The organism is Marinomonas foliarum, assembly GCF_003337275.1.
In the GTDB taxonomy this organism is placed as follows: Bacteria; Pseudomonadota; Gammaproteobacteria; order Pseudomonadales; family Marinomonadaceae; genus Marinomonas; species Marinomonas foliarum.
This window is the reverse complement of the sequence record NZ_QPJQ01000008.1, coordinates 117,161-132,421: the sequence shown is the minus strand read 5'-3', so window position 1 is coordinate 132,421 and position 15,261 is coordinate 117,161. Positions and strand designations below refer to the sequence as shown.

Genomic DNA, 15,261 nt, shown 5'->3' with positions numbered 1-15,261 from the left:
TTGCTTACTCAAAATCTATTACACTAACAATAACTTAATCGACTCATCATCCCTAAGAACAATAAGCCAACATAAAGCGAATTGACGTGTTAGACGTTTCGCAAGACTTCAATTTTTTTGATCATCTCGAATCAGTTAAAAACCAATCCGGACAATCTTCTGAAGCCTCTAGCGAGCGCCCACACAAATTATCTGATTATCTATTTTAAAGAGCGTGCTAACTTGAATGACTAACCAAATCATATTTAGTTAGTTGAACTTGGTCTTCGTTGCTCTGAAGCCTTGTCCGTGTCAGCGAGGGCGTATATTAAGGATCTACAGATTTTGTGCAACCCTTTTCTGAGGTTTTTTATCATTTTGTCATATTTATTTGCTTCAACAGAAAAATCCGATTAATAAACAATCAAAAGACATAGAAAAGGCCACTATTTGTACAAATAGTGGCCTTTTCGATCGCAATTAAAGCACTCTATATTATGATGAACTACTAGAGAGCTCTCGACGACGCTTCAGTTCGTAAATGACAGCTAACAAGATAGTGACAGAAATCATCACTAACCCTAGCGCATTTACCGCAGGTGTTAACCCTGTTCTTACCTTGGAAGCAATGTAAACGGTTAATGTCGTGTCATAGCCTTTAACAAACAACGTCGTGTTGTAGTTTTCAAACGATTGTAAAAAAGCAATTGCTGCTGCCGAGAAAATTGCAGGCTTCAAATAAGGCAAAAGAATACGTCGGAACGCTTGCCATTGAGTTGCCCCCAAACTTAACGCTGCATTTTCAAGCGTACGATCAAATCGCTGCAAACGAGCCAACACCATCAACATGACATAAGCAGCAATAAAAGTAGTCTGAGCAATCACAGTTAGGAATACACCACCACTAACCGACAATCCTTTCCAAAAGATAAGTGTCGAAATCCCCACAATTACACCCGGTGTTAATAGCGGAGACATCATCAATGAATACAGAAAGGTTTTCCCTCTGCCCTGCACCGTCGATAAAAACAAAGCACAACAAATACCAATCGGCACAGCAACCACCAGTACACCGGCAGCCACTATGACGCTGGTCCATAAGGCAGTCCACATAGCACCATCTTGAGCAAGCGCCTCAAACCATTTGAGCGTTGCCCCTTTCCAAGGGGACACGGTAGGGAATCGGCTATCGTTAAACGTTGCCAGCCCCATAATAATAAGCGGTGTGAATAGATAGACAAAAAACACGCCAATATAAAAACGTACGGCGAAGCGCATGATAGTTTCGGATTTCATTTTGCAATGTCCCCCAAACCTACTTTAAAGATACGCATCACCAAGGCGATGAAACCGATACAGATAATTAACAACAAGAATGCATACGCAGCACCTTGGTTCCAGTCACCACCTTCAAAAAACCAATTATAAATAATTTGCGTGAACCAGCGACTTCCCGGTGAGCCCAATAAAGCAGGCACTGCATAACTACCCGCCGCCAACATAAAGGTCATAATACAACCTGTCGCAATACCCGGCTTGGCATGAGGAATCACTACACGCCAATGAGTACGGATCCAGCCAGCGCCTAAATTACGCGCCGCTTTAATTTGATTGGTGTCCAAGCTCTCAATCGCGTTGTATATAGGAAAGATCATAAACAAGATGTAGGCGTAAACCATACCGATAAGCACACCACCATCACCGGATAAAAACCGAATAGGTCGATCGATCAGCCCCAGCCCTAGTAACAGAGCATTCAGCGGTCCTTTATAAGCTAGGATGATGTACCAAGAAAATGTGCGCAGAATTTCATTGATCCAAAACGGAATAATCAATAGCAACAAACAAAGCGCAGCCTTTTGAGGAGTCGCGACTTTAGCGAGGTAAAACGCAATTGGATAACTAACAACTAACGTTAATCCCGTTACTAGCACGCTTGACCAGATGGTTTTGAAGAAAATGGCCAAGTGTATTTTATTGCTAAACAACGTCTCGTAATTTGTCAGTGAATAGACGTCTTTTGGCCCGCCAATGTCGGCAGGTAATAGATTCGGACGAAATGAGTAATCCACCATCAAGATCTGAGGCAAAATCACTAAGCCTATCAACCAAATCGCAATCATACCTATAATGCCAACCGCCAATCCGCTACCGAACCGCGACTTTAGCTGACTAAACATGACCCTCTCCTGCAATCACAATGGCATCTCGCTCATTATAAGAAAGGCTAACAGGCGCGCCCTTTTTCAACGATTCAGTGAACTGGTGGGTTCCAAGTTGAATAGACAATGCTTGCTCGGCAGGCGTTTTGGCATTTAATGTCAGATAAGCCCCTTCAAAATTCACCTCGTCAATAGTCGCTCCTAAGGTGTGCATTCCGTTTTCTGCTTGTAACCTAAAGTGCTCAGGTCGAATAAAAAGCGTGGCATCCGTTCCAATAGCAATGTTGCCCTGTGAGCGCCCAGCTAACTTACCAAGCGCACCACAATCCAACACAACAAGACCCGAGTTAACATCAATGACTTTGCCAGAGACACCATTGTTCTCACCCACAAAAGAGGCAACAAATGCGGTATGGGGATCTCTATATAAAGTAATAGGATCAGCAACTTGTTGAATGCGACCTGCAGACATCACAGCCACTCGGTCTGACATAGTCAGCGCCTCGCCTTGGTCATGGGTAATATAGATAAAGGTAATGCCTGTTTTGCGCTGAATGGCTTTCAACTCGGTGCGCATATGTTGGCGTAATTTTAAATCTAATGCGGATAATGGCTCATCCAATAACAAAACTTGCGGCTCTACAGCTAATGCACGTGCAATGGCAATTCGCTGTCTTTGACCACCGGATAACTCGGAAACTTTTTTTGCCCCACTGCCTTCCAGGGCCACCAATTCGAGCAAGCGGTCTGAGGCTTTTTTGCGCTCACTTTTCGAAACACCGCGAACCTCTAAGCCGAACTCAATATTTTCGGCCACTGTCATAAGAGGAAAAAGTGCGAGGTTTTGAAAAATCATCGATGTTGGACGTTTATTAGCAGGCACGCCACGCATGCTCTTACCACCAATTTTAATATCACCCTGTGTTGGGTCTATAAAGCCACTAATCATATTTAAAATCGTGGTCTTGCCACAACCTGAAGGACCTAAGAAACTAAAAAACTCTCCGGATTGTATCGTTAGATCGGTTTTCTGTATGGCGGTAAAGTCGCCAAATTGCATGACGGTATTATCTAGGTGAACACTGCTATCCATATTTCTCTCGCTGGTTATTTTTTCTCGATACAAAAAAGCCCCTTGTGACATACAATCACAAGGGGCCTTCGAGGTTATGCAGACAAGTAACGGTCTTGGTATTCGTTACGCAATGCAACGTACCATGGTTCTTGAATAGGCCACCACCATAGGTTGGCTAGATCTTGTTCGCTGTAAGAGTCTTGGAAGAACTGCTTAGTTTCAGCTGGCAATAAAGCATCCGCACCTTTTGATGTAGAGTTATAACCAGTGGATTTAACGAACATCGCGCCCGCTTCAGGCGTGTAATACCAGTTAATAAATTCATAAACTGAATCCACGTTATTGGCATTTTTAGGAATAACAAAGCCTTCCATCCATGCCAGAGCACCCTCTTTTGGCGCGCCGTAGGCAATAGGTTCGCCTTCTGATTGCAACTTGAAGGCAGTACTATCCCAAGTTTGGCCAATAACCGCACCGTTGGTGCGAAATGCCCCCTGCGCTTCATTTTCTGTAGACCAAAACTGAGCAAGAGCACCTTTATGTTCGGCCGCAACCTTTAAGATGACTTCGAAATTTGCGCGCATGGCTTTTTCAGTTTTGTAAGAATCTAAAAGAGGGAAAGGAAGTTTGCCCGCTTTTTCAAGCCACAACCCAATACCGACAAGAGCCGAGTGACCACGAACCGTTACGCCACCCGCATTTTCTGGCAACCAAAGATCACCATAACTTAGCTCTTTACTGGTTTTTGCATAGTCCTTATTGTAAGCAATCGCCTCGGTTCCCCAATCAGATGGAGCGAAGTAGCGCTTACCATTTACGATTCCGCCAACATCCGACCCGGATAAAGCGCTTTCCAAACAACCATCCCAGTTAACTCTTTTCACATCAAGAGGCTGAATTAAATCGTAATCTACATAACCTGGGACACGGTCTACTGTCGGCATAATAATATCAAAGCCAGTTCCATCTGTAGCACGCAGTGAGTTCATTAACTCGTCGTTCGTTCCGTACGGTGTAAACGTCGCATTAATACCTGTTTTTGCTTTAAAGTCCGCTAACATTTCATCGGTTATATAACCTGCCCACGCATAAATGCGCAGCTCTTTGTTAGCAGCAATAGCCTTGTTTATCGAAAAAGGGGTAGCGGCAACAGCACCTGCAATAGAGGCGCCTTTCACGAATTGGCGACGAGAAAGGGTCATTCTTGAGCTCCTTTGATTTATATAATTAATGGATATTTCAGTCAGAAAGCATCTCTTCAGCTAAAAACTCACTTTAATTAAATGCTTATTCAATAATCTTATAAAGCTAATACAAAATAATGACGAAAAAGTGACCATGGAAGGTTTTTTTGCTAATTAGTCAGGATTGGCACCATTTATGTCGCAAAAAAACAAAATTATGCCGCTTTAAGTCAAATCGTTGTAGATGTAAATCTTTTGCCCCATATACCTCACACAACGACTGTCACATTTTTGTCACATACACCTATTAAGGTAGTCGTATTCATCGATTTATGTAGATTAAAGTAGGTTCTGAATTGAAAATATCCCATGTCACACGCACCACAACTGTGAGCTATCTTGTTATTGCGGTCATGCTTGTCGCCCTGCTCCTTTGGAGTTTAATGAAATTTCGCAGCGCCTTTGAGCAAAGTGACGCCTACACACAAGTTTGGGAATACTCTTCTATTAATTTAAAGCAGAAAATTGAAGGCTATTTATCGTCAGGGGAAGCATCCGCGCTACAATCATCACAGGAATTCATCGCGAAACAGATTCGCCCCGCACTTAGCTCACTTCCCGACACGATCAAGGACCCAATTAACACCCAATTAATTGAAATAGAAAAAAGCCTTCAATCTGACGTTAGAGCGGCAGGAAAGCTATCTGGAAATCCCTATGCTTTAATCGAAAACAATGAAAGGCAAACCTTGTTATCACTAAATACCCTGTCGGATAAGATTGCACAATTTCAATCACTGCATGATATGCAATCCGCCGCAGTTTACTTAGCAAGCCAAGCTTTACTATACGCAGACCTTGCTAATATGAGTGACGCAAAGGGTAACTACCTTGCCAAGAATACAGCGGACAATAAGCAGCGCTTAGTTCAATCTATTACAACATTTCAATCTCATATCGCTGACTTTAATACACTCCCCATTCTAGAGCTGAATGAAGAACAAGATACCGAGACTGCTGATGACTTGTCCTCATTAATGGGGTGGGCAAGCGACGCAGAAGACGCAACCGAAGTAGACGATCCTCTCGAAGAAACCAAAAGCGAGCTTCATACTTGGTCAAGCCGCTATCTAAAAGACGTTGACTCTAGCCTTATCAATATCCAACAAGCCCTAACCGCACAAAACAAAATTCGGTCATTAATCAGCCAACTTGAAGACATTTTAAAAGCAGGCACTGAAGACATCCAGAAAAGTGCTCAAGAGACTCAACAACAAACCCTGATCGCATTTTCTATCTTTGTCATCCTGATGATATTAACCACTATTTCAGTGCATATATTTCAAAATAGAGTCGTTGTAAAAAGTGCTAGAGACTTATACACAGCGGTAAAAGACTTGGTTGAACATCAAAACATCAACTCCCTTAAAGTCGGAAAGAATAAAAATGAACTATCGGACGTAGCACACTATTTAAATCGCTACCTAGAACAAATAGCAGTGCAACGCCAGCAACGGGATACCGAGCTCAGTAACATTTCGACATCACTCAATGACATGCTCAATGCTTTTGGGCAAGTACACGAACTGAGCTCAGCATCGCGGCAAGAACTGGATGATACGCTTAACATGTCGAATCAAGTAGAGACCCTTGCAGGTAAAGCAGAAGTGCGTGCTCAAGAAGTAGCAAGTTATGCTACCGATACCAATACCGCGATGACGCATAGCGTGAAACAAGCCGCTTCGTTAGCCGCCGCCAATCACACAACGGTGGATCGACTCAGTAGCAGTAAAAAGGCATTAACCAGTTTAAACTCATCCGTGTCTAGCGCATCGTCTATTGTCGGTGGTATCAAAGACATTTCGGAGCAAACCAATTTACTCGCACTAAACGCTGCCATTGAAGCCGCACGAGCAGGTGAACATGGCCGTGGTTTTGCTGTCGTCGCCTCTGAGGTAAGAACCCTTTCAACCCGAACCCAACAATCCCTAGAAGAGATCACTAAGATTTTCTCTCTTCTTACATCGGCGACAGATAAACTTACCCAGAATATCGAACTGATTGAAACGGCTTCGATCGAGCAAATAGACTTAACCCACGCGCTTGGACAGTCCGCTCAAGATATTCTCGAAAAGTCTAAACAATCGAGTCACTTGGCGAAAAAGGCAACAGGCTATGCTGCGGAGCAAAAATTGGGCATGAATAAGCTAAATAGTGCTGTGGTAAAAGTCAGAGAGCAAGCAAACGAATCGGAAGAATTTATGACAGGCGTGACAAACAACATCAAACAGAAGATTCAAGACATCACGACAACCTTAGGAATTAGCTAACTCCCAAGGCTGAATTCTCATCCAAAATGAAAAGTCACAGAAACAAAAAATCCAGCCGTAGCTGGATTTTTTATTAAGAATACAAAGTAAAAGCTTAAAACAAAACGCGTGCTTTAACGGTTCCTTCGACTTCTTTCACTTTCTCAAGCGCTAATTCGCCTTCTTCTGCATCTACGTCCATTACCATGTAGCCAAGTTTCTCCGTGGTACGAAGGTACTGACCTGTGATATTGATGTTGTTCTCAGAGAAGATCGCATTGATCTTAGAAAGCACACCTGGGCGGTTTTCATGAATATGAAGAATACGATGATTATTAGCCTGAGCTGGTAGCGCCACTTCAGGGAAGTTAACCGCTGCGGTTGTCGTACCAACGTCAGAGTATTTAACCAGCTTATCAGCTACTTCAATACCAATGTTCTCTTGCGCTTCCATTGTGCTACCACCGATATGAGGCGTTAGTATCACATTGTCCAAACCCCGAAGCGGAGAAACAAATTCTTCGTCATTGCCTTTGGGCTCAACAGGGAACACATCGACTGCCGCACCACCCAAAGCACCCGTTTTAATCGCTTCTGCCACTGCGTCTAGATCAGCTACTGTGCCGCGAGAAGCATTAACAAAGATAGAGCCTTGCTTCATCTGTGACACTTCTTTCGCACCAATCATCATCTTAGTGGAACTCGTTTCTGGCACATGCAAGCTGATAATGTCACTTGTTGAAAGCAATTCTTTCAGACTTTTAATTTGACGTGCATTACCCAAAGGTAGCTTGGTAACGATATCGTAAAAGCATACTTCCATGCCTAAAGATTCCGCCAAAACACTCAATTGAGTACCGATACTTCCGTAACCAATAATGCCTAAACGCTTACCACGAGTTTCGAAAGACCCTACAGCAGACTTAATCCAACCGCCGCGATGACATGCTGCGTTTTTCGCAGGAATGCCGCGAAGTAATAGAATTAATTGACCCAACACCAACTCAGCAACACTACGAGTATTAGAGTAAGGCGCATTAAATACCACAATGCCTTTTTCGCTTGCCGCATCTAAATCAACTTGATTTGTACCGATGCAGAAACAACCAATAGCAACCAGCTTATTAGCATGCGCTAAAACTTTTTCAGTCAACTGAGTGCGAGAGCGAATACCAATGAAGTGCGCTTCTGAGATCTTTTCGATGAGCTCATCTTCCGCTAATGCTGTCTTATGATATTCAATGTTGGTGTAACCAGCGTCATGCAATGCGTCCAATGCAGATTGATGAACGCCTTCTAATAACAAAATTTTGATTTTGCCTTTGTCTAGTGAGTTGTTGCTCATGGCTCGTTCGACTTCTCTATTATGGTGGGGGAAATGTATGCGCATATGTTACCACAGAACATTCTTTGTCGTATTCAAGATACAAGAATGTCTTTCATTATGATAAGAGTGAAACTCATACAAAATATTGATACTAATACAATCTAAACGTCTTCAAAAAATGTGAGTCACACTGTCTCAATATAAAAAAAAGAGGCCTCACTGCCTCTTTTTTTTTATTTTAGGAATTAGTCTTACGCTCCAAGTAAATGCCAGTTTCCACATGATGCGTATAAGGAAACTGATCAAACATCGCATATCGAACCACATCATGAGTACTTGATAATGCTTCTAAATTTGCTTTGAGCGTCTCAGGGTTACAGGAGATATACAGAATAGAATCTATTTTACGTATGAGCTCTACCGTCGCATCATCTAGACCTGCACGAGGTGGGTCAACTAACACAACAGAGGGTGATAACTCACTCACGCCAGCCTGAAGTAAGCTTTTAGGCAATTCGGCGTCACCATTCAAGGCTGCAGAAACATCTTCACTAGCCATTTTAACCACTTGAACATTATCCATACCGTTAATTGCGATATTCAGCTGCGCAGAGTTTACCGAGACCTTAGATATTTCTGTCGCGACCACTCGCGTAAACTGGCGTGCCAGAGGAATAGAAAAATTGCCATTACCACAATACATCTCTAGCAAGTCACCCGATGCATCTTTGGTCACATCCAAAGCCCACTCTAACATTTTTTCATTAATACCAGCATTCGGCTGTGTAAAGCTATTTTCCACTTGTTGATAGTGAAACTTTTGCCCGCCAACTGTGAGTGTTTCCATTACAAAGTCACGAGTCAAAATTTGCTTTTTCTTACGACTACGACCAATAAAGTGACACGCAGGAAATAATTTATTGAGCTGCTGAGCGGCAAGATTCCACTCGTCATCAATTGGCTTATGGTAAAGCAAACTAATTAGCGCTTCGCCCGTTGTCGTGGTTAAAAAATCCACTTGGAATAATTTGTATCGCAAAACTGGAATATCGCGAACCGCATCCAGAAGCTTTGGCATAAGTTCATTAATAAGGCTCGATGCCGCCAAAAATTGATCGGTACGAATAGGAGTTCTTGGGTCAGCTGAGTCAAACATGGCATAAAACAGGTCATCGCCATCGTGCCAAATACGAAATTCAGCTCTCATACGATAATGAGAAGATGCACTTTCATAGACCTCCAGCTCGGGCAATGACAAGGCTGCCATTAAAGAAGCGAGATCAGACTGCTTTTTTTGCAGCTGTTCTTGGTACATTTCTGGTTGAATTTGATCCGGTCTCATAGCTGACTCTCTTGGAAGCGGTAAGTACTAATTATCGTAGAGCGCGGCATTATACGAGTTACAGGAATGCAAATCTAATAGCACGCAAGAAAATTCGACATTTGACTCAGCAACTAATGCAAATACTCAGGCCCTAGTAGAATAGCCAGCGACAAGGTTAATGAAAAAACGCCATCATAATCGTCTTCGGCCTCATAAGTCATTTGCGGTTTGATTTGTCCAATTAACCAATCTTTATAAAGCAACCTTTCGTATTGAACATTATATAAATAGCTATCCGGCTCAATACTATGTTCGCCAGATTGCAAGAAGCTCAATTGGTAACCCAAGCGATTTTTGTCATTCACGCGATGTTGTATCGAAAAGTTTTCTCGTACATAAAAAAGCCCTTCTTTATCTAACCAAGTGGTACCAAAATCCATTCCGAAGTTCAGTGTCGGACTAGTAGCGTAGCCAACACCAATACCATAACGCGCACCCACTCCTTTAGAATAATAGGCAAACGCCTCTTGCTTCTGCCACCATTCAAACGAACCAATTGCTTCTCCCTGCGTTAAACGAAAACGCAAAAAAGGGTCTAGAGGGAAATCCACCTTTATCCCTGCGTCAACATCTAAGCCGATATCTTCTTTTATGTAACGTACAGCGGCAGAAATACTGTTTTTTAAGGCTGAACTGACTACATTGTCTTGCTGAGAAGATTCGCCTCGTAGGCTTTCCGGAGCTAAAGAGTCACTCTCAGACTCGACGACAAGACGCAATCTATCTTGAGTATTTGGTAATCTTAATTTGGCACTAAAATCAAAAAAACCTGAGCTTTCATCCTTTTCTAAGACTGAACCAAATCGAATCTCCACATAACTATCATTATGCTGCAGGCTTGGTTCACCAGACAAAAAAGAATCTATATTAGTCGACCAATTACCGATCGTATTTGACACTGTTTCATGTGAACTAAACCACCATGGTATTTCAGTTTCGTCGGACGTCTGCTGATCTACAGGCTGAGTCTCCGCAGCTTTAGCCACTTCATCTGTAGCCAGTAAATAGAAGGGACAGCATGCAACTAAATAAGCCGCAATGCGACCCTTCGATCTCATTGTACTAATCGCCTTTAAGCATTTGTTGAATCATCAAAGAAGAATTCTCAGCAGCTACTTTTAGATACTCCTCAAAACTCTTAGGTGATTCTTTTCCTGCGATATCAGATAAAGAACGAACTACCACGAACGGCGTTCCAAATTTGAAACACACTTGAGCAACAGCCGCAGCTTCCATCTCAACAGCAACAAGGGCTGGAAATGTTGCACGCACAGCTTCAACACGAACCGGATCATTCATGAAGCTATCCCCAGTGCCGATCAAACCCACTTTAGCTTGAACCTGAGTCACTGTTTGCAAGGCGCTCTTAGCTTTGTTAATTAAAGCCACATCGGCTGGGTAAGTCGCTGGCATATTGGGAACTTGCCCCATAACATAACCAAAGGCGGTCACATCCACATCATGGTGGACAACCTGATCTGAAATCACCACATCGCCAACCTGTAGTTCAGGATCGAAGCCTCCTGCAGAACCAATATTAATCACATATTCAGGATTAAACTCAGACAATAGCAATGTAGTAGACACAGCGGCGTTTACTTTACCAATACCAGATTTAAGCAAAACAACGTCTTTACCTTCAAAGTGGCCGATAAAAAAATCACACCCAGCAATAGACTGCTCTCGAAGGTCTGTCATCCAAGCTTTGATGACTGCGACTTCTTCATCCATGGCGCCGATTAATCCAATTACGCTCATTCATTACTCCTAGAATTTGTATTGTGTTGCATAACATCTTTTGCAAAAAACCGTATTTTCTCACCAGAGTTAGGTGAAACCAAATCAAACACAACCACATTATCCGGCATTTCCAGCCACTTTTGTACAGCATAGAAGCGCACATTAGGAAAAGCAGCCTGTGCAGCTAAAATGACAGCCGATGGCTGGGGCTCCAACAACACGATAATGGCATTAGGCTGATACGATAACACCACATCATAATCAACCAAATCTGCCAGCCATTGCGTGGCAATAGTGCATTGATCCAGTTCATTGTACCAAATAGCCTTGGTGACTCGGCTGCCACCGACCATCACCCAACACACTTCTTCTTCGTTATAATGTGCAATGGAGATCCCGTCTTCTTCGCATGCCTTAAGTAGCACTTGATACAAATTGTAATCGAAGAAACAACCTTGCAAGGTATAAACACTATCATCAATATGTAAAGGGAATCGGCTATTCAGCCAAATAACGGGAAGATGGTCTCGTTTATGTTTCAGCTTGAGAGCCAATGTCATATCAATTTGAGATTGGACGTCTTTATCACAACCTATCAATACCGCATCAAACTTCGTTAAAACACTGGACTGAGTAAAAAAGCTATCTGAAGAAGCATACACCTCCACCTCCAAGCCAAACCTTTGTAACGCCTCAGTGATATTAGAAGCGTAAGGATAATCATTGGCGACCCAAGCGATAACTTGGTTTGGTTTTAACGATAAAGTTTCCTCTGCTGAGTGGTTAACCTCCATCATTAAATTTAGCTGCAAAGCGTTATTTTGAAGTGTTTGTTTCTGTCCACCAAGACTTTCAGACAACATTTTAATCATCCAAAAAAACAATGGCCGAAAAGCCATATCGTTCATTGCGATGATCTCTAGCTCCATATCGCTGATAAATCGAATACTTAAACGTCGTTCGGCCATATCATTCGACATAACCATCATGAGTAACGTACGAACCAACCCACGAAAATGCTTTCCTATCGCCACGACTTTGCTACCAGACTCAACAGAACAGTCAACCACCGCCCGCGTAGCTTCCATGCCCATGGCTGCCATCACTCTATCGCTTTCCTGTCGAAAGATATCCCCAAGAGGAAGGTAGGAGACATCCGTTTCTTGCTGACTAATGTCATCTAAAACAGACAACAGCAAGGTCATCCATCCTTGTAAATGGCTTGATTCAATATGATCTGGTAATGTAGAAAGGTAGTTTAATTCATTCAATATGGCATCCGTATCTACTTTTTTCTCTACCAGAGATGACAATGGATGTAATTGTTCTAACTGCCAAGTAAGGCTAGTTTCTCGAGTAATATTTTTCCCTACCAATAGCAAACCACGGTAGTCATTTTCATTTCTAAATGTATAAGCCTGCCATTGATATATCCGACCTAAATCATTCATAGTCAAATCAAAGGTAATACCGATATTACCCTTCAATGCATCTTGAATAGATCGATGGCTGGCAATAGGCATAAAGTCAAAAAGCGTTCGGGCTTTGACTGAATCAGGAAAAACATGACGGGCTTCGCTATTAATCAACTCAACTTCTGCAACCTCATTGCAGAAGATAACAGCACTGTTTATCGAGTCTGATAGCAAAAGAAAACGCTTATTTTTCGCTTGAATCTCAGCCATAAGCTGACGATTTTGACGTTGGATAGGCTGCAACTCAATGTAGGGAATAAGCTCTTCTTGATGTTTATATACTACCGTTTCGATAGGCTGAAAGATTAATATTTTCATCTGTCGAGCAAGCAAAAAATAAAACACCAACAAAACAACACCCACAGATAGGATTAGCGGCAAAGCATTCGTAAAAATGGCAGAGGAAATGGAATGCGCTTCTATCACATCCAACTGTAGATTTGCCTGAATAGGTGAAACTAAAGGCAAACTCGCACGCAATGTATTATTGGATAAATTCACTCCCGCTTTACGCTCTTCCAATAAAACACGGTTATGTGACACATCGTAAATACGAACGGCACTCACACCTGCGCTTTCCAACAGCTCATTTGCTAAGGTCAAATTGTCATTTAATGAAATAAAGCCATACAGAAAGCCAGTACTGTCCTTCTCAGCCGATAACAATTTCGTTTTCAGCATCAGCAAGGATGCACCATCGTCTGTCTTAACAGATGCCCACCGATTTAACAGCCCTGCCCCAATGACTGCTTTAAAGTCCGTCTTAGTAAACAGACGAGCTCTTGGATCCATGGAAGAGTTACCATTGGCCCATTCGATATAGAAAAAGTCTAAACCTCCGAAAAACAACACTTCATGATGACTGAATAATAAGTCCAACTCACGCCCAGCAATATAGTCACTCGAAGAAAGGTCTTGCCCAATAAACTTCATCTCATCTTCAGCGCGTGCTAAATACGCATTAAAAGCTTGCTCAGCCACTTGGTGCTTTAGCACCAAGTTTTTGTCTTTCGCAGCTTGAGTCAATGTTTCAATAAAAAAGACACTTAATAATGCGACGACCAAAAAAATCGCGCCCATCAACAAGAGCGATTTTTGCTGTAATCGACGCTGTAAACTCTCCGTTACTGCTGCCATAATTCCACCGAATATTGATAAGCTTGCTGAACCATCAAACGTAAACTCTCTGAGTCTAATTCAGCAGGCATTAGGGTTGAATTCCCAACATAGAGAGCTGGCATGTTCTTTCCTTCGAGATCAAGCTTAATGGCCTCAGCAACAGCAATGGATAAATCATCCTTCATAAACAGAACACTCACTTTGACGTTCCGGTTGACTAAATCCGCAATCCCATTAGGAGACAATCCCCACGCATTGGTTTGCGTCTTCAAGCCAGGAGAGTCTTCTTCCAAAGCCGCAACAACGCCCTCAGATATATGTTGAGAGCAACTAAAAATAAAATCTGTCGGTGTCTCTTTTAAGAATACTTTCGCTGCCTTAAACGCTTGCACCTTATCATCTGCAACGACACGGATACGGCTAACTTGTCGGTTGTACTTCAGCATTTCATCTAAAAATAAATCACAACGTGAATGACCAAGGTAACTGGCTGGTAATACCAAAGCTGAAATGGTGGTTTCTGGAGGCAATTGGCGATCAAGATAGCTTGCTAATCTAGTTGTTGCTCTTTTCTGATCAAAACCGATATACATTAGTGGGGGATTATTCATCCAATGGGTTAGCGGCGAGGCAAAATCATACAAAATAACTTTGCTCTTCCCCGTTCGTAGAAAACGCTCTAAAAAACGTCGCTGAACAAAGCCAAGCTTCGTCATCACAATATAATCGGGAGGCGTCGCAGCTATTTTAAGGTACGCCGAAAAATCTGTTTCACTTTCCGTACGATCTAGATAAACATCCAACCGATAATCAATGCCCAATTCTCGCATACGTTTTCTGAGCGCAACCTGAAGCGCTCTATTTTCAATAGAGTCTTCATCCCCAAATAGAAACAACGCAATACGTACCGCACTTTTTTGCGTTATTCGGACTGGACTAGGGGGAGAATTAATAATGGTTGTAAACTGTTCGGCTAAAGGGCCTTGCCTCGGGCTCATCTGATAATAATCATGGCTGTCCATAATATTTAACGCCATATTTGCAGCTTGCGCTGTCAGGCAAGCACATCCAAGAAAAAGGAATACGACAAAAATACGAAGCCTATGCATTATCAAACCTGATATACCATCCGCAGAAAGATTTATTCTAACTAAATTAACGAACTTTCGTGACAACAGGAACAAGAAAATACCGACAGACACCCAAAAATGGCAGAAAGAGTAACCAAAAGTAGGAACATGACAGGCTAGTACAAATTTCAGACATAAAAAAAGCCGACATAAAGTCAGCTTTTTTTAAATTTGGTGCGGAAGGAGAGACTCGAACTCTCACGCCGTGAAGCACTGGAACCTAAATCCAGCGTGTCTACCAATTCCACCACTCCCGCAAGGAATGGCGAGCATTATAGGTAATTGAGTTTTTCGGTCAATAGTTTTTTTATATTTTTAGTAAAAAACTTAAAAAATATTTCCCTAGCCCCACTTGCTCGCCATTTTTAGGAGCTACA

General features: G+C 42.4%; 11 protein-coding genes and 1 tRNA gene. 1 reads left to right on the top strand and 11 read right to left on the bottom strand.

The window, feature by feature from the left end:
• Positions 1-474: 474 nt before the first annotated feature.
• The 4 genes from DFP77_RS06480 to DFP77_RS06465 form a co-directional block, all read right to left on the bottom strand.
• On the bottom strand, positions 475-1,275 hold the full coding sequence (locus DFP77_RS06480; RefSeq protein WP_114411460.1) for an ABC transporter permease: 801 nt from the start codon (positions 1,273-1,275) through the stop codon (positions 475-477).
• Positions 1,272-2,159, bottom strand: a complete 888-nt coding sequence (locus DFP77_RS06475; RefSeq protein WP_114411459.1) for an ABC transporter permease — start codon at positions 2,157-2,159, stop codon at positions 1,272-1,274. Before DFP77_RS06475 ends, DFP77_RS06480 begins: the two co-directional genes overlap by 4 nt.
• Positions 2,152-3,234: an ABC transporter ATP-binding protein gene (locus DFP77_RS06470; protein WP_114411468.1), complete on the bottom strand. Its 1,083-nt coding sequence runs from the start codon at positions 3,232-3,234 to the stop codon at positions 2,152-2,154. The genes DFP77_RS06475 and DFP77_RS06470 overlap by 8 nt, the downstream gene beginning before the upstream one ends.
• A 74-nt stretch (positions 3,235-3,308) precedes the next feature.
• Positions 3,309-4,418, bottom strand: coding sequence for an extracellular solute-binding protein (locus DFP77_RS06465; protein WP_114411458.1), 1,110 nt, complete (start codon positions 4,416-4,418; stop codon positions 3,309-3,311).
• Between the two features lie 425 nt (positions 4,419-4,843).
• On the opposite strand from DFP77_RS06465, the gene DFP77_RS06460 reads away from it, so the two are divergent.
• Positions 4,844-6,730, top strand: coding sequence for a methyl-accepting chemotaxis protein (locus DFP77_RS06460; protein ID WP_114411457.1), 1,887 nt, complete (start codon positions 4,844-4,846; stop codon positions 6,728-6,730).
• A 94-nt stretch (positions 6,731-6,824) separates the two neighbouring features.
• On the opposite strand, the gene serA is transcribed toward DFP77_RS06460, so the two are convergent.
• The 7 genes from serA to DFP77_RS06425 form a co-directional block, all read right to left on the bottom strand.
• A complete protein-coding gene (serA, locus tag DFP77_RS06455) occupies positions 6,825-8,054 on the bottom strand; it encodes a phosphoglycerate dehydrogenase (RefSeq protein ID WP_114411456.1) in 1,230 nt (409 codons plus the stop codon).
• A gap of 220 nt (positions 8,055-8,274) precedes the next feature.
• Complete coding sequence (gene trmA / locus DFP77_RS06450) at positions 8,275-9,378, bottom strand: tRNA (uridine(54)-C5)-methyltransferase TrmA (protein WP_114411455.1); 1,104 nt, start codon at positions 9,376-9,378, stop codon at positions 8,275-8,277.
• A 113-nt stretch (positions 9,379-9,491) separates the two neighbouring features.
• Complete coding sequence (locus DFP77_RS06445) at positions 9,492-10,478, bottom strand: hypothetical protein (protein WP_114411454.1); 987 nt, start codon at positions 10,476-10,478, stop codon at positions 9,492-9,494.
• Between the two features lie 4 nt (positions 10,479-10,482).
• Positions 10,483-11,178 carry a 5'-methylthioadenosine/S-adenosylhomocysteine nucleosidase gene (mtnN, locus tag DFP77_RS06440; protein ID WP_114411453.1) on the bottom strand — a complete coding sequence of 232 codons (696 nt, stop codon included), beginning with the start codon at positions 11,176-11,178 and terminating at the stop codon, positions 10,483-10,485.
• Positions 11,175-13,772, bottom strand: a complete 2,598-nt coding sequence (locus tag DFP77_RS06435; RefSeq protein ID WP_114411452.1) for a LuxQ periplasmic sensor domain-containing protein — start codon at positions 13,770-13,772, stop codon at positions 11,175-11,177. Before DFP77_RS06435 ends, mtnN begins: the two co-directional genes overlap by 4 nt.
• Positions 13,760-14,791 carry a type 1 periplasmic-binding domain-containing protein gene (locus DFP77_RS06430; RefSeq protein ID WP_239544447.1) on the bottom strand — a complete coding sequence of 344 codons (1,032 nt, stop codon included), beginning with the start codon at positions 14,789-14,791 and terminating at the stop codon, positions 13,760-13,762. The genes DFP77_RS06435 and DFP77_RS06430 overlap by 13 nt, the downstream gene beginning before the upstream one ends.
• 265 nt (positions 14,792-15,056) lie before the next feature.
• Positions 15,057-15,141 (bottom strand) — tRNA-Leu (locus DFP77_RS06425).
• Positions 15,142-15,261: the final 120 nt, after the last annotated feature.

Coding starts and splice junctions, on each gene's coding strand:
- DFP77_RS06445 (WP_114411454.1), bottom strand. CDS start 10,478: ATGAGATCGAAGGGTCGCATTGCGGCTTATTTAGTTGCATGCTGTCCC.
- DFP77_RS06470 (WP_114411468.1), bottom strand. CDS start 3,234: ATGGATAGCAGTGTTCACCTAGATAATACCGTCATGCAATTTGGCGAC.
- serA (WP_114411456.1), bottom strand. CDS start 8,054: ATGAGCAACAACTCACTAGACAAAGGCAAAATCAAAATTTTGTTATTA.
- DFP77_RS06430 (WP_239544447.1), bottom strand. CDS start 14,791: ATGGCGTTAAATATTATGGACAGCCATGATTATTATCAGATGAGCCCG.
- trmA (WP_114411455.1), bottom strand. CDS start 9,378: ATGAGACCGGATCAAATTCAACCAGAAATGTACCAAGAACAGCTGCAA.
- DFP77_RS06460 (WP_114411457.1), top strand. CDS start 4,844: ATGAAATTTCGCAGCGCCTTTGAGCAAAGTGACGCCTACACACAAGTT.
- DFP77_RS06480 (WP_114411460.1), bottom strand. CDS start 1,275: ATGAAATCCGAAACTATCATGCGCTTCGCCGTACGTTTTTATATTGGC.
- mtnN (WP_114411453.1), bottom strand. CDS start 11,178: ATGAGCGTAATTGGATTAATCGGCGCCATGGATGAAGAAGTCGCAGTC.
- DFP77_RS06465 (WP_114411458.1), bottom strand. CDS start 4,418: ATGACCCTTTCTCGTCGCCAATTCGTGAAAGGCGCCTCTATTGCAGGT.
- DFP77_RS06475 (WP_114411459.1), bottom strand. CDS start 2,159: ATGTTTAGTCAGCTAAAGTCGCGGTTCGGTAGCGGATTGGCGGTTGGC.
- DFP77_RS06435 (WP_114411452.1), bottom strand. CDS start 13,772: ATGGCAGCAGTAACGGAGAGTTTACAGCGTCGATTACAGCAAAAATCG.